18 protein-coding genes and 1 pseudogene are annotated in these 16977 nt (G+C 68.9%); 9 read left to right on the top strand and 10 right to left on the bottom strand.

Annotated elements, in window-relative coordinates; all coding sequences use genetic code 11:
- Positions 1-214 (top strand): annotated as a pseudogene (locus tag AC30N0_RS11210) (DUF480 domain-containing protein); the annotation flags it as partial.
- Positions 215-237: 23 nt separating this feature from the next.
- Complete coding sequence (locus tag AC30N0_RS11205) at positions 238-657, top strand: acyl-CoA thioesterase (protein ID WP_489517994.1); 420 nt, start codon at positions 238-240, stop codon at positions 655-657.
- Positions 658-692: 35 nt separating this feature from the next.
- On the opposite strand, the gene AC30N0_RS11200 is transcribed toward AC30N0_RS11205, so the two are convergent.
- The gene (locus AC30N0_RS11200; protein ID WP_489517993.1) at positions 693-1229 is read right to left on the bottom strand and encodes a hypothetical protein; all 537 of its coding nucleotides are present in this window, start codon (positions 1227-1229) and stop codon (positions 693-695) included.
- A gap of 36 nt (positions 1230-1265) precedes the next feature.
- Positions 1266-1964, bottom strand: a complete 699-nt coding sequence (locus tag AC30N0_RS11195) for a hypothetical protein (RefSeq protein WP_489517992.1) — start codon at positions 1962-1964, stop codon at positions 1266-1268.
- A gap of 210 nt (positions 1965-2174) precedes the next feature.
- On the opposite strand from AC30N0_RS11195, the gene AC30N0_RS11190 reads away from it, so the two are divergent.
- On the top strand, positions 2175-3983 hold the full coding sequence (locus tag AC30N0_RS11190; RefSeq protein ID WP_489517991.1) for an ATP-binding protein: 1809 nt from the start codon (positions 2175-2177) through the stop codon (positions 3981-3983).
- Positions 3984-4002: 19 nt separating this feature from the next.
- On the opposite strand, the gene AC30N0_RS11185 is transcribed toward AC30N0_RS11190, so the two are convergent.
- Positions 4003-4410: a PaaI family thioesterase gene (locus tag AC30N0_RS11185; RefSeq protein ID WP_489517990.1), complete on the bottom strand. Its 408-nt coding sequence runs from the start codon at positions 4408-4410 to the stop codon at positions 4003-4005.
- Between the two features lie 82 nt (positions 4411-4492).
- Between AC30N0_RS11185 and AC30N0_RS11180 the strand changes: the two genes are divergently transcribed.
- Positions 4493-5284, top strand: a complete 792-nt coding sequence (locus AC30N0_RS11180; RefSeq protein WP_489517989.1) for a CoA transferase subunit A — start codon at positions 4493-4495, stop codon at positions 5282-5284.
- Positions 5285-5286: 2 nt separating this feature from the next.
- Positions 5287-5928 (top strand): 3-oxoacid CoA-transferase subunit B, encoded by a 642-nt coding sequence (locus AC30N0_RS11175; RefSeq protein ID WP_489517988.1) that lies wholly within the window; start codon positions 5287-5289, stop codon positions 5926-5928.
- A gap of 15 nt (positions 5929-5943) precedes the next feature.
- Here the strand turns inward: AC30N0_RS11175 and AC30N0_RS11170 are convergent, their stop codons facing one another.
- Genes AC30N0_RS11170 through AC30N0_RS11160 form a run of 3 tightly spaced genes read right to left on the bottom strand, consistent with a single transcriptional unit; the run spans position 5944 to position 9259 of the window.
- Positions 5944-6831 (bottom strand): hypothetical protein, encoded by an 888-nt coding sequence (locus AC30N0_RS11170; RefSeq protein WP_489517987.1) that lies wholly within the window; start codon positions 6829-6831, stop codon positions 5944-5946.
- Positions 6828-8225 (bottom strand): phospholipase D-like domain-containing protein, encoded by a 1398-nt coding sequence (locus AC30N0_RS11165; RefSeq protein ID WP_489517986.1) that lies wholly within the window; start codon positions 8223-8225, stop codon positions 6828-6830. The genes AC30N0_RS11170 and AC30N0_RS11165 overlap by 4 nt, the downstream gene beginning before the upstream one ends.
- The gene (locus AC30N0_RS11160; RefSeq protein ID WP_489517985.1) at positions 8222-9259 is read right to left on the bottom strand and encodes a quinone-dependent dihydroorotate dehydrogenase; all 1038 of its coding nucleotides are present in this window, start codon (positions 9257-9259) and stop codon (positions 8222-8224) included. The genes AC30N0_RS11165 and AC30N0_RS11160 overlap by 4 nt, the downstream gene beginning before the upstream one ends.
- Positions 9260-9309: 50 nt before the next feature.
- Between AC30N0_RS11160 and fumC the strand changes: the two genes are divergently transcribed.
- The 3 genes from fumC to AC30N0_RS11145 all read left to right on the top strand — a co-directional run bounded on the left by fumC (position 9310) and on the right by AC30N0_RS11145 (position 11652).
- Positions 9310-10731: a class II fumarate hydratase gene (fumC, locus tag AC30N0_RS11155; protein ID WP_489517984.1), complete on the top strand. Its 1422-nt coding sequence runs from the start codon at positions 9310-9312 to the stop codon at positions 10729-10731.
- Entirely contained in the window at positions 10728-11387 is a 660-nt protein-coding gene (rpiA, locus tag AC30N0_RS11150; protein ID WP_489517983.1) for a ribose-5-phosphate isomerase RpiA, read from the top strand. The genes fumC and rpiA overlap by 4 nt, the downstream gene beginning before the upstream one ends.
- Positions 11388-11466: 79 nt before the next feature.
- Entirely contained in the window at positions 11467-11652 is a 186-nt protein-coding gene (locus AC30N0_RS11145; protein ID WP_489517982.1) for a hypothetical protein, read from the top strand.
- Here the strand turns inward: AC30N0_RS11145 and mnmC are convergent.
- From mnmC to earP, 4 genes are all read right to left on the bottom strand, one after another.
- On the bottom strand, positions 11610-13625 hold the full coding sequence (mnmC, locus tag AC30N0_RS11140) for a bifunctional tRNA (5-methylaminomethyl-2-thiouridine)(34)-methyltransferase MnmC2/FAD-dependent 5-carboxymethylaminomethyl-2-thiouridine(34) oxidoreductase MnmC1 (protein WP_489517981.1): 2016 nt from the start codon (positions 13623-13625) through the stop codon (positions 11610-11612). The two genes, AC30N0_RS11145 and mnmC, sit on opposite strands and share 43 nt — an antisense overlap.
- Positions 13622-14602, bottom strand: a complete 981-nt coding sequence (locus AC30N0_RS11135) for a heme-dependent oxidative N-demethylase subunit alpha family protein (protein WP_489517980.1) — start codon at positions 14600-14602, stop codon at positions 13622-13624. The genes mnmC and AC30N0_RS11135 overlap by 4 nt, the downstream gene beginning before the upstream one ends.
- A 59-nt stretch (positions 14603-14661) precedes the next feature.
- On the bottom strand, positions 14662-15216 hold the full coding sequence (gene efp, locus AC30N0_RS11130; RefSeq protein ID WP_489517979.1) for an elongation factor P: 555 nt from the start codon (positions 15214-15216) through the stop codon (positions 14662-14664).
- An 88-nt stretch (positions 15217-15304) separates the two neighbouring features.
- The gene (gene earP, locus AC30N0_RS11125; protein WP_489517978.1) at positions 15305-16369 is read right to left on the bottom strand and encodes an elongation factor P maturation arginine rhamnosyltransferase EarP; all 1065 of its coding nucleotides are present in this window, start codon (positions 16367-16369) and stop codon (positions 15305-15307) included.
- 77 nt (positions 16370-16446) lie between these two features.
- On the opposite strand from earP, the gene AC30N0_RS11120 reads away from it, so the two are divergent.
- On the top strand, positions 16447-16977 hold a 531-nt coding region (locus tag AC30N0_RS11120), incomplete at its 3' end, for a GIY-YIG nuclease family protein (protein WP_489517995.1).

Raw genomic sequence — 16977 nt, 5'->3', positions numbered from 1 at the left:
GCCGCGCGCCCCAGGCTCGCGCGAGGCGAGGTGGGCGCATCTCCTCGGCGGGCCCATCACCAGCGCCATGCCGTCGGTGCCCGATGGCGAGGTTTACCTGCCCGACACGGAGCTTGCCGCGCTCAAGGCGCGCCTGGCCGCCACGGAAGCAGAAGTCGCCCGGCTCGGCGCGATCGTGGCCCGCCTCTGCGGCGAGCTGGGCATCGCGTCCTGACCAGCCGCACCGCGAGACCCTCCATGCGATTCGACCTGCCCGCCGAGAAGAAGCTCAACCTGGAGATCGTGATCCCCATCCGCTGGGGCGACATGGACGCGATGGGCCACGTCAACAACACGATCTATTTCCGCTACTTCGAGACGATCCGGATCGACTGGATGCATTCCGTCGTGGGCGCGCCCGACGCGGGCGGGGAGGGCGCGGTGATCGTCAACGCGTTCATCAACTTCATCCGTCCGCTCAAGTACCCCGGTGACGTCCTCGCCCGGCACTACACCGCCAACCCCGGGCGGAGCAGTTTCGACACCTACGTCACCCTCGAGCGGACGGACGAGCCGGGGGTGGTCTACGCCAACGGCGGCGCGACCGTGGTCTGGATCAACTACCGGGACGAGAAGAGCGTGCCGCTGCCGGAGGCGATCAGAAGGGTGCTCGGGTGAAGCAGTCAGGCACCTGCGTATCAGGCGAACGGTTATCAAGCCGCCCGTCGCGACACGTAGTCGAAGTCGAAGCGCTGCATCTCGCGCATTGCATCGCCTGCACCTGAACCCAGTGTGGCGATCCCCAGGTCTCGCGCCAAACCCAGCATGGCATCCAGGACGCAGGCTAGGCGGCCGTCTGTCATCGCACGTGCGACGAACCCGGGCGCGAAGCGAATCGCCTCCACCGATTCGGCGCTGACCGCGCTGAGCGGTGTCTGTTCGTCCACCTGGTCGAGAACTACGCTGATGTTTCTCTGCCGCAGCAACCCGATGTCGATGGCGAGGAGCGCTCCAGCTTCCAGTGCCATGCACGGTCGTGCATTTCCGTATGCGGCTGATGCACGGGAAACAGCCAAAGCCACGTCAGAGGGTCGCGAGGCGCCCAGTGCAGCAAGTACGAACGTGGGCCTGGAAACGTGCAGCGCCCCCTTCTCCTGGGGGTCTTTGAGGGCCTGCCCTGCGACCTCGACACCGCAAAGCGATGGGTCGGTCGTGGATTGCCACCGCACGATGTCGCCGCCGGCGATCATGGCCGATGGTCCTGTGCTGACGCATGGAGTCGGCTCCTACGAGCATCGGAAGACTGAAAGGACGTACGTCCAATCGATAACGATGTCCGAGTGCTCCGTCCGCGCAAAAAAGTCGTGGTACCAGTGTCCTGCTGAGCGAAGCCGGCCCTCGACTTCGGCGATCGGCATGACGAAGATCCAGTGCGGAATGTTGTTCCCGAAGGAGATCGGAAAGGGTCCACCTTCAAGCTCGTCGTACTGCAACGACCTGAAGACGTGCGCCATGGAGCGCCTGCCGCCGGTGACGCTGTACTCGACACCGGTCGCGTGACAGATCTGGTAGGCGGCCTTGATAAGAGCTGCGGTGACCAGCTTGCCGGCCGGACCCGTGTCCACGCCAAGCCGGGTGCTCTCGACCAATCGTCGATGGGAGAGCGCTGCGAGTGACGGCGCCTCTCCCTCGAGCCGCAGTGGCCGCAGGGCGTTGGATTGCAGCCGAAGCGAACCAACCGGGCGGGCATCGAACTTTCGTTCAGCGAGTAAAACCAGGACATCAGACTTCAGATCCTCGGCCTCAGGGGACATCAAGGATTGCCCCAAGCTCGGCATATGACGCGCATAAGCCGACGCCCTGATTTCGACCGCTTTGGCCAGATCTTGAGCCGTGGCGACGACTCGGACGGTGAAAGGGAGATGTTCCGATCGATGGGGCTCGATCGAGTAAGGGCGGCTGACAGGAGAGGAGATGGCGTTCAACAGGTTCAATTTAGCCGGAAGTTGCCGATATAGCTCGCAGGCGCCGGATCGATTCCGGCAAGTGGATTCATGCAGCTCAAACGTCTCCCGCTGAGTTTCCGCCGGTTCGGAGCCAGGCCGTTCCGCGACCGTGAACTAGAACACGAATTCCGGCAGGTTTTTCGTTCCGCAGGTGTTCGTTCGCTCGAAATCGGCACGGCGCTGGGGGGAATGGCATTTCTTGGCTTTTTCCTGATCTATGCCCTGGCAGGAAGGGACTCGTCGTTCGCTCAGCCTCAACCAATCCGCCTCGCACTGGCCCTCGCCTTAATTTCCGGTGCCGCCCTGATCCATTGGCGACGGCATCTCGTCGCCAAGCATTACGAGTGGATCTGCAGTTCCCTGCTGGTCGTCGGCATCGTCTTCGTATCAATCATCGGTAGCTTCAACCGGCTCGACGAGTCACCGTACTCGCGATACTGGGCGATTTTCTCCGCAGCAGTCTTCATCACCTGCATCATATTCGGCTTCACCAGACTCTCGCCCGCGACCACCGTCCTGCTCGCCCTGTTCAACACGGCACTCGCAGTCTGGTTTGCGAATAGTCAGGGGGCCGACGCCGCAGTGATGCAGCGGCTGATTGTTCATCTCGCCGGGATTAACTTCACGTGCTACGCTCTATACCGGCTCATCAGTATTCGGGAACGCAAGCTTTTCCTTAGAGCAAAACGCCAGCGAAGCATCATTCAGTTGAAGCGAGCCCGCGACAAGGCCGAGGAGGCGAGCCGCGCGAAATCCGCCTTCCTCGCCAACATGAGCCACGAGATCCGGACGCCGATGAACGGGATCATCGGTTCGCTCGCCCTGCTCGACCGGACCGACTCTGAGGAGCGCCGCCGCACGCTGATCGACGTCGCCCGCCAGGCGGCCGACGGGCTGTTGCAGACGCTCAACGAGATCCTCGACTACGCCAAGCTCGACGCGAAGGGAAGCGCCCTCAACGTCGCGCCGCTCGACCTGCCTCGGGTGTGCCGCGTCGCCGTCCAGACCTTCCAGGCCAACGCCACCGCCAAGGGCATCGCTCTCAATTTCGATCTCGCCTCGTACCCCTCGAACATGGCCATGGTCGCGGGCGACGAGGAGAAGCTGCGCCGGATCATCATGAACCTGGTCAGCAATGCCATCAAGTTCACGAACGTGGGCGGCGTGACCCTTCGCCTGCGCGGGGTGAAGGTGCCCGGCGGCATCAAGGTCAGGATCCGGATCGCCGACACCGGCATCGGCATCGCGCCGGAAAAGATCCCCTTGCTCTTCGACCCCTTCTTCCAGGTGGAGTCGGGCATGTCGCGAACCTACGGCGGCACCGGTCTGGGCCTCGCGATTTCGCGACAGCTCGCCCACGCCATGGGCGGCCACGTCCGGGTCCGGAGCAAGGTCGGTCGCGGCAGCGTCTTCACGGTCAGCCTGCTCCTGCCCAAGTGCGAGAAGCGCGTGCTGCCGGCGCGGCCGGCAGCCGCGGTGCCCGTCGCCGGTCTCGCTGCGGCGGCAGGCAAGACCGTCCTCCTGGTCGAGGACAACGCCGTCAACGCCTTCATCTCGGCGGCCTCGCTCGAGAGCATGGGCGTGATGTCGGTGCACGCGTCGGACGGGACCGAGGCCGTCGAGCTGTTCCGCACCCGATCGTTCGACGCCGTGCTGATGGATTGCGAGATGCCCGTCATGGACGGCTTCGCGGCGACGCGGCTGATCCGCGAGTACGAGGCGCTGTCGGGCCGGCCGCGCACGCCGGTGATCGCCCTGACTGCCAACGCCCTCACCGGCGATCGCGAGCATTGCCTCGCCGGAGGCATGGACGACTACCTGAGCAAGCCGATCGAGCTCGGTCGCCTCGGCGCGCTGGTCGCGAGGTGGCTGGGCGAAGGGCCCGCTGCGGGGCAGCAGGCGAGCGTGGCCAAATCGGCGAGCGCCGCCAACGAGGCGTCGGAGTCGTTCAGCGACTTCGAGTCGCCTTTCAGAGCCAGCGCCGCCCGGGCTGCCTGAGCCTCGGCGGGGACCGGGGTCAGATCAGCGAGTACGTGGTCGTCGCGTGCGCCGCGAGCTTGCCGTCGGGCGTGGTGAACGTCACGTCCCCGTAGGACAGGCTCTTTCCGGGCCGCAGCACCCGGGCGACGATGCTCACGTGCGCGGTGTCCTTCGGCACGGGCCGGACGAAGCTGGTCTGCAGCTGCACCGTGGTCATCGGCCTGAACGAGCCCAGCTGGGCGATCATCGCCAGCAGCATGGCGGTGTCGGCGGCCGACATGATGGCCTGGCCGCACAGCACGCCGCCGGCGTGCACCAGCCCCGGTGCCACCGGCAGCGAGAGGGTCACCTTGCCGGGCTCGACCGCCTCGACGCGCATGGCGAGCCGCTTCACGTAATCGGCGGCCAGGCCGTCGAGGGTGGCCTGCAAAGCCGCTGCGTCCATCTGCGTTTCTCCTCGGCCGCGATTCTAGGCAGGCGGGCACGGATAATCGCCGGCTCGAATCAAGATGGTCTGGAGGCCGTGCATGAACAAGGTATTCCCGAGCGCCGCGGCGGCGATCGCAGGCGTGGTGCGGGACGGTCAGCTGATGGCCGTCGGCGGCTTCGGCCTGTGCGGCATCCCCGAGGCGCTGATCGCCGCCCTTCGCGACTCCCGCGTCAAGGACCTGACCGTGATCTCGAACAACGCCGGTGTCGACGGCTTCGGACTCGGCCTGCTGCTCGAGTCCCGTCAGATCAAGCGGATGATCTCGAGCTACGTGGGGGAGAACAAGGAGTTTGAGCGCCAGTACCTCGCCGGTGAGCTCGAGCTGGAGTTCACGCCGCAGGGCACGCTGGCCGAAAAGCTCAGGGCCGGCGGCGCCGGCATTCCGGCTTTCTTCACCCGCACCGGCGTGGGTACGCTGGTCGCCGAAGGAAAGGAGACGCGCGAGTTCGAGGGCCACGTCTACGTGATGGAGCGTGCCCTCGTTCCCGACGTCGCCCTGGTCAAGGCGCAGAAGGCCGACAAGAGCGGCAACCTCGTGTTCCGCCGCACGGCACGCAACTTCAACCCGGCCGTGGCGATGGCCGGCAAGATCACCATCGTGGAGGTCGAGGAGATCGTCGAGACCGGCACGATCGACCCGGACGCGGTGCACCTGCCGGGCATCTACGTGCACCGGATCGTGCTCAACGCATCGCCCGAGAAACGCATCGAGAAGAGGACGCTGCGCGCCTCGGCGCCCGTGGAAGCGCCCGTGAGCGGCGCCGCAGCGCAGGCGGCGCGCGAGACCGTGGAGGCCATCGCCAGGGCCTCTGACAAGCAGGGAGCCTGATCATGGCCTGGACACACGACCAGATGGCCGCGCGCGCCGCGCTCGAGCTGCAGGACGGCTTCTACGTCAATCTCGGGATCGGCCTGCCGACGCTCGTGGCCAACCACGTGCCCGCCGGCATCGAGGTCTGGCTGCAGAGCGAGAACGGCATGCTCGGGATCGGCCCGTTCCCGACCGTGGACGAGGTCGATGCCGATCTCATCAACGCCGGCAAGCAGACCGTCACCACGATGCCCGGGTCGTCGATCTTCGGCTCGCACGAGTCCTTCGCCATGATCCGCGGCGGCAAGATCAACCTGTCGATCCTCGGCGCCATGCAGGTGAGCCAGAAGGGCGACCTCGCCAACTGGATGATCCCCGGCAAGATGGTGAAGGGCATGGGCGGCGCGATGGACCTCGTCGCCGGCGTCGAGCGGGTGATCGTCCTGATGGAGCACGTCGCCAAGAAGAAGGACGGCACGATCGACATGAAGATCCTGCCCGCCTGCACCCTGCCGCTCACCGGCGTGGGCGTCGTCAACCGGATCGTGACCGACCTCGCCGTCCTGGACGTCACGCCCGACGGGTTGCATGTGCTGACGCTCGCCGACGGCGTCTCGCGCGAGGAACTGCAGTCGAAGACCGGAGTCGCCCTCCGGTTCTGAGCCGGCGCCGCCGGCTCAGCTCTGCTTCTGGCGGCGGATTTCCTTGCGCTTCATCTCGAGGTAGGCCGCCTGCTCCATCTCGTGCAACTGAGGCGCATAGCGCTCGGTGCTGCCGTGCCATTCCCGGATCCGCCGCTCCACCTGCTCGCTCGGCGGCATGGCGTAGGCGACCAGGAAGGCGTCGATGGCGAGGTAGTAGCGCATCGTGTTGCGCTCGAGCAGGCCGAGCACGCCGCCGATGAACACCGGCTTGCCGTCGGGCTTTTGGCTGACGATCGTGAACCCGACCTTCTGCCGGCCGAGCGTTGCCAGGTAGGTCTGCATCGCCATGCGTGCGGCCAGGCCGTAGCCGTACGCGTACGACATGTGGATGACGGTGTGCCGCGGGTCGATCGGTGTCGCCTCGACCTGGATCCGGTAGTTCTTGGTGCTGAGCGGGCCCTCCGGGGCCGTCAGCTGCACCTGCAGGTAGTCGGCTTTCGATGCAGGAACGCGATAGGCGAACTCCAGCTCGTAGGCGTCCTCGAGCGGCTGGTCGAACTTGCGTCCGACGGTCAGGGTCAGGACCTTGCCGCCGTCGTCGCCGATCTTGCAGCGCTTGACGTTGAGATGGAGGATGAGGATGTCGCACCAGTTGTCGGCTGAGTGCAGGGCCTGCTGGACCGTCGCGAACGGGTGGTGGACCACCGCATAGACGTCGCCCTTGAGATCGCCCGCCGTCTGTGTCGATTCGAGCGCCAGGGGCCTGCCGAACTGATTGTTGGCCAGCTTCTCTTGCAGCGATGCGTGACGTGCACGCAATGCCTGGGCGTCCTGGCCGAGGGCCGTTCCCGCCAGCCCCCACGCAAGGGCCAGCCCGACAAAGGTGCCGCGCCAGACCCGACCGCCGGATATGCAGTTCACAACCAGTATTCCCAGAGTCTGCCGAACAATTCCTTGAGTCGGTTGCCGACGGGCCTGCGCAGCCAAGACTCTAGCGTGATCGGTTCCGATGCGGCCAGGTCACGCGCGAAGGCTGCCCGCATCTTCGCGCCGAAGTCGGCGCCCAGAACGACGGCCGTCAACTCCTGGTTGTGTAGGAAGCTGCGCCAGTCCAGGTTGGTCGACCCCACCGTCGACCACACGCCGTCGATCGACGCCGTCTTGGCGTGCAGGAGGGCGTCCTTGCGCTCGTAGATCCTCACACCGGCGCGCAGCAGCGGCTCGTACTTGGAGCGCCCGGCGTGGAAGACCAGGGCCGAGTCGCTCGTGCTGGGCAGGACCATCCGCACGTCGACGCCGCGGCGGGCTGCGTTCATCAGCGATTCCATCAGTTGCGGATCGGGGACGAAATAGGCATTGGTGATCAGGATTTCCGACTCGGCGCTGTTGATCGCCGAGACGAGCGTGACGTAGATCTGGCTGAAGGGCTCGTCGGGCGTGCTGCCGATGGCGCGGACCACCTCCTTGCCGCGGGCTGGCAGGGCAGGGTAGTACGCGCGAGCAGCGACGACAGGGCCCTTCTGCTTCTCCCAGGTCTCGAAGAACAGCCTTTGCAGCGTCGCGACGACCGGCCCCTCCAGCAGCAGGTCGGTGTCGCGCCAGGGCAGGCCCTTCTTGCCACCGACCGAGCCGCTTCGGCCCAGCGAGCCGCCCGAATAGACGCTGCTGATGTTGATGCCGCCCATGATCGCCGTGCTGCCGTCGACGACCAGCAGCTTGCGGTGATCGCGCTGGTTGAGGTCCCAGCCCGCCCTGGCGGTCAGCGGGTTGACCGGATTGAACTCGACCACCTGGATTCCGCCGTCGGTCAGGCGCTTGAAGAACCCTTTCGAGGTTCCCAAGGTCCCGACGCTGTCGTGGATGAGGTTCACCTGCACGCCCTGGGCTTGCTTGCGCAGCAGGACGTCGGCGAACTTCCGCCCGATCTCGTCCTCCTCGAGGATGTAGGTCTCCATGTTGACGTGATCCCGCGCGGACTCGATGGCGGCGAACATCGCCGCGTAGGTGGCGGGACCGTCCTCGAGGAGCACGGCCCGGTTGCCCACCGTCAGGGGTCCGTCGGCTACCGCCTCCTCGATGGCCAGGTGACGGGTCAGGACGTCGGTCTGCGTCCCGCCGCCGGCGAGCCGGGCAATGATCTCCCGGCTTCGCTGCAGGCTCAGGATGCGGCCGTTGGCGGCCTGGAGGCGGACGCTGTTCGGTCCGGCCTGGGCCATGTCCGGGGACACGACCGGCAGCGAGCTGCAGCCGGCGAGCAGACCGATCAACGCCGGAAGGACCAAGCGGCCGAGGAGATTGAGGTTGGACGAGTTCATGAGGCGGCGAGTGCCCGGGCCACCTGGGTCACCAGGACCGGGCCGGCGTAGATGAAACCGGTGTAGAGCTGGACGAGGTCGGCGCCGGCCGCGCGCTTGGCGCGTGCGCTCGCGGCGTCGATGACGCCGCCGACGCCGATGATCGGAAACGCCGGGCCGAGCGCAGCGCGCAGGGCCGCGATGACGCGGTTGGACGCCGTCGCCAGCGGTGCGCCGGAGAGTCCACCGGCCTCCGCGGCGAGCGGATGGCCGGCGACGGCGTCCCGCCCGAGCGTGGTGTTGGTGGCGATCACGCCGTCGACGCGATTGCGGCGCAATGCGTCGGCGATGGCTTCGACCTGCCCCGTGTCGAGGTCGGGCGCGATTTTCACGAACATCGGCACGACGCGCCGGTGCTCGTCGGCCAGTTCGCGGCACCTCGATCGCAGGCTCGCCAGCAGGGCGTCGAGCGGGGCGTCCCCCTGGAGGTCGCGCAGGCCCTGCGTGTTCGGGCTGGAGATGTTGACCGTCACGTAGTCGGCATGCGGGTAGACGCCGGCGAGGCACGCCAGGTAGTCGTCCGCGGCGCGCTCGATGGGCGTCGAGGCGTTCTTGCCGATGTTGAGGCCGAGGATGCCGCCGCTGCGTCGGAAGCGCGCCTGTCGCACGTTGGCGACGAAGGCGGCCAGCCCGTCGTTGTTGAAGCCGAGCCGGTTGATGAGGGCCGTGGCCTCGGGCAGGCGGAACATGCGCGGCTTGGGGTTGCCGGGCTGGGCCCGCGGCGTCACGGTGCCGACCTCGACGCTGCCGAATCCCATCGCACCGAAGGCATCGACGCAGCGCCCGTTCTTGTCCAGCCCGGCGGCCAGGCCGACCCGGTTCGGGAAATCGAGTCCGGCGAGGGTGACGGGGTCGGCGATGCGCTCCTGCGCGATGGCGCAGGCGAGCGGGGTCCGCTGCACGGCGGCCAGGGCGCCGAGGGTCAGTTCATGCGCGTGTTCCGGGTCCAGCCCGAACAGGAAGGGTCGGGCGAGCGGATAAGGATTGATCGGCATGCGGCGGCGATTCTGGCATCGCCGTTGCATACTCGCCGCGAGGTTCCGCCATGCCCGACCATCGCATCGAAAATGACACGTTCGGCGAGATCGGCGTCCCCGCCGACCGCCTCTGGGGCGCGCAGACGCAGCGCTCGCTGCACCACTTCGACATCTCGACGGAAAAGATGCCGCCCGAGCTGCTGCGGGCCCTGGCGCTGGTCAAGCGCAGTGCGGCGGTCGTCAACGGCGAGCTGGGGCTGCTCGACCGGGCCAAGGCCGAGGCCATCGTCGCCGCCGCCGACGAGGTGCTGGAAGGCCGGCACGACGGCGAGTTCCCGCTCTCGGTCTGGCAGACGGGCTCGGGCACCCAGAGCAACATGAACATAAACGAGATGCTTGCCAACCGCGCCTCGCAGCGCCTGGGCGGTTCGGTCGGCAACTCCCGCCTGGTGCACCCGAACGACGAGGTGAACCGGAGCCAGTCGTCGAACGACGTGTTCCCCACGGCGATGAGCGTGGCCGCGGTCGAGGCCGTGCAGGCCCGCCTGATTCCGGCCGTGGCCGCACTCCGCGACACCTTCGCCGCCAAGGCGCGCGAGTTCGCCGACATCGTCAAGATCGGCCGCACCCACCTGCAGGACGCGACGCCGCTGACGCTCGGCCAGGAGATCTCGGGCTGGGTCGCCCAGCTGGAGCACGGCCTGGCCCACGTGCAGGCGAGCCTGCCGCACCTGTGCGAACTGGCGCTCGGCGGCACGGCGGTCGGCACCGGGCTGAACGCACCGGCAGGCTTCGGCGAGCGCGTCGCGGCCGAGCTGGCCGAGCGCACCGGGCTGCCGTTCGTGTCGGCGCCGAACAAGTTCGAGGCCCTGGCGGCGCACGACGCGATCGTCCATGCGCACGGTGCCCTGAAGACGCTGGCGGCATCGTTGACGAAGATCGCCAACGATGTTCGCTGGCTGGCCTCCGGGCCGCGCTCCGGTCTGGGCGAGATCCGCATCCCGGAGAACGAGCCTGGCAGCTCGATCATGCCGGGCAAGGTCAACCCGACCCAGTGCGAGGCGGTGACGATGCTGGCGGCGCAGGTCTTCGGCAACGACGTCGCCATCAACATCGCGGGTGCGTCCGGCAACTTCGAGCTCAACGTCTTCAAGCCGGTGCTGATCCACAACTTCCTGCAGAGCGCGCGCCTGCTCGCCGACGGGGCGCGCAGCTTCGACGAGCACTGCGCCCGCGGCATCGAGCCCGATCGCGCGCGCATCGACGAGCTGGTCCGCCGCTCGCTGATGCTGGTGACAGCGCTGAACCCGCACATCGGCTACGACAAGGCAGCGAAGATCGCCAAGGAGGCGCATCGCAGCGGCAGCACCCTGCGCGACGCCGCGGTGCGCTCGGGCTGGCTGACCGGCGAGCAGTTCGACCAGTGGGTGGTGGCCGAGCGCATGGTCGGCGAAGCAGGCACCGCGCGCACCGCCGCGGCGCCGCCATGACGCAGGACGAGCTGAAGGCGCTCGTCGGCCGGGCCGCGCTCGCGCACGTGCCGGCAGGCGCCGTCATCGGCGTCGGCTCCGGCTCGACGGTGAACTGCTTCATCGACGCGCTCGCGGAGAGCCGGATCGCGATCGCCGGCGCGGTGTCGAGCAGCTCGGCGAGCACCGCGCGCCTGGCCCGGCACGGCATCCGCATGTTCGAGGCTGCCGAAGTCGTGTCCCTGCCCGTCTACGTGGACGGCGCCGACGAGATCGACGGCAGCGGCTGCATGATCAAGGGGGGTGGCGCGGCGCTCACCCGCGAGAAGATCGTCGCCGACCTCAGCGACCGTTTCGTCTGCATCGCCGACGAGTCCAAGCTGGTCGAGCGGCTGGGGTGCTTTCCGCTGCCGGTGGAAGTGATCCCGATGGCGGCGGCGCAGATCGCCCGCCGCTTCGCCGCGCTGGGCGGATCGGCGCATCCGCGCGCTGGCGTGGTCACCGACAACGGCGGCGCGATCCTCGACGTGCACGGGCTCGTCATCGCCGACCCCGCCGAGCTCGAGCGCGAGATCAACCAGTGGCCCGGCGTTGTCTGCGTGGGCATCTTCGCCCGCAACCGGGCCGGCGTCTGCCTTCTCGGTACGCCCGCGGGTGTCCGCAGTCTGACTTTCTGAGCGCCCCCGGGGGGCCGCGAAAAACCGCGTAACCTCGGGCACCGTGCACGTTCCGTGCAGTACCCAGAAAGGACGGTCCGTGGCAAAGCCAAACTATTCGTTCGAGAAGCGCCAGCGCGAGCTGGCCAAGAAGAAGAAGAAGGAAGAAAAGGAGCGCGAGCGGGCCGACCGCAAGGTGGGGGTGCCCGGCACCGACTCCGCGCCCCAGGGCGAGCAGGCCAGTCAGGCGCCCGCCGACCCGGCCATGGGCCCGACCGGAGGCTGATCCGCTTCCGCATCGGTGGGCATCGGCGCGCCGCGCCGAAATTCCCGTACCTGGAAGCGAGCCGGATCGACGGCATCGAGCAGGTCCGCCTCCACCGGCGAAGGCGCGCCGGTGATCGCCGAAGCGAGGATCTGCGCACCCAGCACCGATGCGGCGATGCCGCGTGAGCCGAGGCCGGTGAAAACGAACAGGCCGGGCTCGCGTGGCGCGAACCGCGGCTGGTCGCGGCGACCGGCGCTTTTCGTGGGCAGGGCGGGAACCGGGCCGATCACCGGCAAACGATCGTCGCTGGCCCAGCGAAACCCGGTCCGGCCGCCCAGCCGGCAGCGGTCGACCGGCGGCCACCCGCCGAGCAGGCTCGCCAGCCGCGCCAGGTTCTCCAGCTGATCCGCGTCGCGCAGCGAAGGATCCTCGTCCCCCGGCTGCGAGCTCGCGCCGAACCAGAGAGTGCCATCGATCGCGGGCAGCACATAGCCGGCCCCGGCGACCGGAATGCGCAGCGTGGCGCCCTGCTGGCCCGGGCCGATCGGCCACGACGTGAGCTGACCTCGGCCGATCCTGATCGGCCAGGCCGGCCGCCCCAGAAGGCGGGCCGCTCCTCCGGCGTTGGCGAGCACGATGGCCGACGACTCGGCCAGGGTGGCGCCGTCCCCATCGCGCAGCGCCCAGGCGGCGCCCTCGCGATGCAGCGACGCGACCTCCGCGCCTGGCCTGAACTCGGCGCGGGCACCGGCGCGCTTCAAGAACGACTGCGCCAGCCGGCGCGGGTCGACCCAGCCGCCTTGCGGGAAGTACCAGGCGGCGCTTGCCAGCGGCACGCCGGCGAGCGCGCCCGCCTCGGCCGCATCGACCGCGCGCACGTAGTCCTCCGGCAAGCCGAGGCGGCGGACGACCGCCTGCAGGCCGGCCCGGCCTTCCGGACGACTGTCGACGCGGAGCAGCCCGGCCAGGCAACCCGGCACGCCCTGCGTCTCGATGGCCTGCTGCACGGCGCACTGCGCCGCCAGCGCTGCAGCACGGTAGAAACGGGCGTGCCGGCTGTCCGCGGCATGCACCACGCCGTGCAGGAGCCCGGCGGCGTTGCCCGACCCCTCGGTGGCGACCGCTGCGCGTCGCTCCAGCAACAGCGAGTGGCGGCCGTGTCCGGCGAGCGCCGCGGCCAGGGCGCAGCCGGCGAGGCCGGCACCGACGATCACGATGGGCTCGGCCGCCGACCCGCCTGCGAGCGGGCGGGCAGCCAGGCGCCGCGGCGTCTGCCGGGCAGAGAACCGGGGCGCGAATCGAGCCAGCACGATGTCGCGCTTGTGGCCGCTGCCGGGCGCGAGCCGGACCTCGAAGCCGGCGCCGCGGAGGCCGTCGCGGACGGTTCGCGCGGCGGTCCAGGTAGCGGCCGTCGCATCCGGGCGTGCCATCCTCGCCAGGGCCCTGAAGAGGCGCTGGTCCCACATCGACGGGTTGAGGGCAGGGGCGAAGCCATCGAGGAAGAAGGCGTCGACCTCGGCGTCGAGCTGCGGCAGCCAGGCTGCGACATCGCCGAAGGCCAGCAGCAATTCGACCGCACCCTGCTCGAAGACCCGCCGATGCAGGTTCCAGGTCAGCGGCGGCCACTGCCGCGCGAGCTCGGCAGCGAGCGGGGCGAGCTCGATGTCTCGGGCCATGCCGGCCAGCGTCTCGCGCGTCGGCGGCTGCGCTTCGATGGCGATGAACACCAGCTTCGCGCAGGCGTCGACGCTGGCGCGCCACGCCGCCCATGCGGCCAGGAAGTTGTTGCCGAGGCCGAACCCGGTCTCGAGGACGACGAAGCGCTCGCGGCCGCGCCAGCGTGCCGGCAGGCCGTTGCCGGCGAGGAAGACGTGGCGGGCCTGCGCCAGCGCGCCTTCGCGCGGGTGGTAGACGTCGCCGAAGTCGAGCGATCGCGGCGTGCCATCGGCGTCGACGGCGATGCGCGCGGGCCGGATCGGCGCGGTGTTCACGCCCGCGGCGTCACGTCGCCGACCTGGCCAAGCCAGTGCAGCAGGCGCTCCTGCGCCGCGTCGAGGCCGCGGTAGGCGAGGACGCTCGCGGACATGCTGGCGATCGCCGCGTGCAGCCGGGTGGCGTCGCCCCGGGTGCGCACGGCCTGCGTCAGCGGCACGCTGTCGACATGGATCGTGAAGACCGCCTGGCCAGCTCCGGGGATCGGGATGAAGGTCTGGCGTTCGCTGCGCAGCGATGCGGCGGCAGCGAGCGCGTGCGCCTGCGCGGCGATGGGGCTGCCGCGATCGGCAGGCGGCCAAGGCAGGTCGCCGCGGTCGGGGTGCTGGTCCAGGCGCGGCTCCGCGGAGATCGTCCAGACGAACCGGTCCCAGCGCTCGGCACCGGTGACCAGCCGGGTTAGGGACGCGGATGCGGCGAGCAGCATGGCGTTGTCGGCGACCGGTCCGTGCACCTCGGCGAAGGGGAGGCCGACCTTCGTCTCGGGCGCCCAGCGCGAGGGCAGGCAGACCGAGAGCCAGGGCAGCGTCGTGCCTTTGGCCTCGATGACGGCGAAGTCTTCCTCGAACGCGAGCGACAGCAGGGCGGCGGGGCGCACTTCGGGCGCGAGGCTGCGGAGCAGCGCGCCGATCGCCGGGTCGCCGTCGCCGCGCGGCGTGCTGGCTTCGATCGACCAGCCTAGCCGCGGCGCGATGAAGGCGGGCGAGGCGGGCGATCCCGCGACCCGAAACGCCGGCGAGGCGTCGCGACCGGCCTCCTCGGCGATGGCGCAGAACGCGGGCACCGCGTCGAAGCCCGGCGTCGCGACGAGCGCCTGGGGCGCGAACCGGGCGAGCACGGCCATCTTCTCGCGCAGGTGTCGCCCGTTCCCCCGCGCGGGGGTCAGCTGCAAGGTGCCGGGAGCGACGCGGCGCAGGCCGGGCTGCATCCGGAACGGCGCCGTGACGAGCGAGAAGTCGAAGCCCATCGACCCCATGATGCCCAAAAGAAAAGGGCCCGCAACACGGGCCCGCTACAGACCAGCGAGGAGCCCAGCTACACCCTCTTGCGGTACTCGTGCGTGCGGGTGTCGATCTCGACCTTGTCGCCCGTCTGCACGAAGAGCGGCACCGAGATCTCGAGGCCGGTGGCGAGCTTGGCGGTCTTCAGGACCTTGCCCGAGGTGTCGCCCTTGACGGCCGGCTCGGTGTCGGTGATCTCGCGGACCAGCGAGGTCGGCAGTTCCACGGAAATGGCCTTGCCGTCGTAGAACACCACCTCGACCGGCATGCCGTCCTCGAGGTACTGGATGGCGTCGCCCATGTTCTCGGATTCGACCTCGAACTGGTTGTACTCGGCGTCCATGAAGGCGTACATCGGGTCGGCGAAGTAGGAGTAGGTGCACTCCTTCTTGTCGAGGATGATCTGGTCCATCTTGTCATCGGCCTTGAAGACCACTTCGGTGCCCGAGTTGCTGAGCAGGCTCTTCAGCTTCATGCGGACGGTGGCCGAGTTGCGGCCACCGCGGCTGTATTCGGTGCGCAGGACGACCATCGGGTCCTTGCCATGCATGATGACGTTGCCGGCGCGGATTTCCTGGGCGATTTTCATGACGTCGGGTCCCAATTCCAGTCGTGAGAAAGAATGCGCCTCCGGCTCCCGGACGGGCCAGTGCAGGAGCGGCGCAAAGCCCTCGATTCTAACGTTTCGAGGCCACTAATTCCACCAGTCCGGTGGTGAGATCTTGCCGCGACGCGAGGCGGTCGCGCCAGCCTCGGCAGCCTCGCTCCCACGCCGCGGCGGCGGATCCTTCCGGCAGCTCGATCGGCCCGGCTTCACTGCCGCCGTTCCAGGCTCGGAACAGTCGTCGCAGCGCCGCCCCGAGTTCCGGGCCGGCGCCGGCCAGAAACAGGTCCAGGAACGCTTCCAGCTTCGCATCCTGCGCGCGGTCGGCCTGCGGATAGAGCTGCCAGACGAATGGAGCGCCGGCCCAGAGCGCACGCACCAGCGAGTCTTCGCCGCGGATGAAGTTGATCGCGCAGGACCAGAGGAGGTGGTCGAAGTCGACCTGGCTCAAGGGCGGCAGTCGCAAGGCCCGCAGCCTGCCCTCGGTGAGGCGGCTGCCGAGTCGGGCCGCGGCTTGGTCGGCCGCCGGCCCCGGGGTCAGCAGCAGCAGGGTCGGCTGCCGCGAGAGCGCCTGCAGCAGCTCGCCGACGGCGTCGTTCGCGTAGCAGAAGAGGCTGGCCAGTCGCTCGCCCGGGCGAATCGGGATGCCTTGCGCTTGCAGCCAGGCCGCACGGTCGAACGATGCCCTCCGGGCCAGCAGGCCGCTCTCTCGGAGCAGGCCACCGGTGCGCGTTGTGAAACCCGGGTACCAGAACCACGTCGTCAGCGCACTTCCGGAAGGCAGGACGACGGGTGAAGGCAGGCCGTGCGAGCGCTCCACGTAGCGCTCGGCGCTGAGGTGCTCGAGGTTGACGATCACCGGCCGGGGACGGGCGCTCGCCGCTGCTTCCTTCACGGCGTCGGGCAGGCCGGCGCCGAACAGCTCGACGATGGCGTCCGGCCCTGCCGTGGGCGGTGCGTTCCACGCGACGACGGCCACCCCCGGCGTGCCGTCCGGCGCCATCCACGCCAGGGCACGGGCGTCGTCGATGGCCAGGCGGACGCGCTCGCCCCGTCGAGCCAGGTCGGTCGCCAGACGCCACGCCACGCCGGCGTCGCCGAAGTTGTCGACGACGCGGCAGTAGAGGTCCCATCGCATCGCCGCGATTATCGAAGCGGGGCGAGGGCGGCGCGGGGCAGCGCGGCACAATCGTCGGCGTGAGCGAAGAGACGGCGGTGTCCCCCGGCGAACCGGGCCACGCGGAGGCTGCCGTGGCGGCGCGCGAGCGCCTGCTGGCGGAGGTGGCGGCCTTGCCGAACCTGCCCGGGGTCTACCGCTACTTCGACGCCGCCGGCAACCTGCTCTACGTGGGCAAGGCGCGCGACCTGAAGAAGCGCGTCGCCAGCTACTTCAACAAGCGGCACGCGGGCAGCGAGGGTGCGGTCCGCACCGGCCACATGGTGGCGCGCATCGCCCGGATGGAGACGACCGTGGTTCGGTCGGAGGCCGAGGCGCTGCTCCTCGAGAACAATCTCATCAAGACGCTGGCGCCGCGCTTCAACATCCGCTTCATAGACGACAAGAGCTATCCCTACCTAAAGATCGAATCGCACCGGTTCCCGCGCGTCGCCTACTACCGCGGCGCGCCCGACCAGAAGCATCGCTACTTCGGGCCCTTCCCGAGCGCCTGGGCGGTCAAGGACTCGATCCAGCTGCTGCAGAAGGTCTTTCACCTGCGCAGCTGCGAGGACACGGTGTTCGCCAAC

The organism is Rhizobacter sp., assembly GCF_031412495.1.
Taxonomy (GTDB): domain Bacteria; phylum Pseudomonadota; class Gammaproteobacteria; order Burkholderiales; family Burkholderiaceae_C; genus Schlegelella_A.
This window is presented reverse-complemented; position numbering and strand designations above follow the sequence as displayed.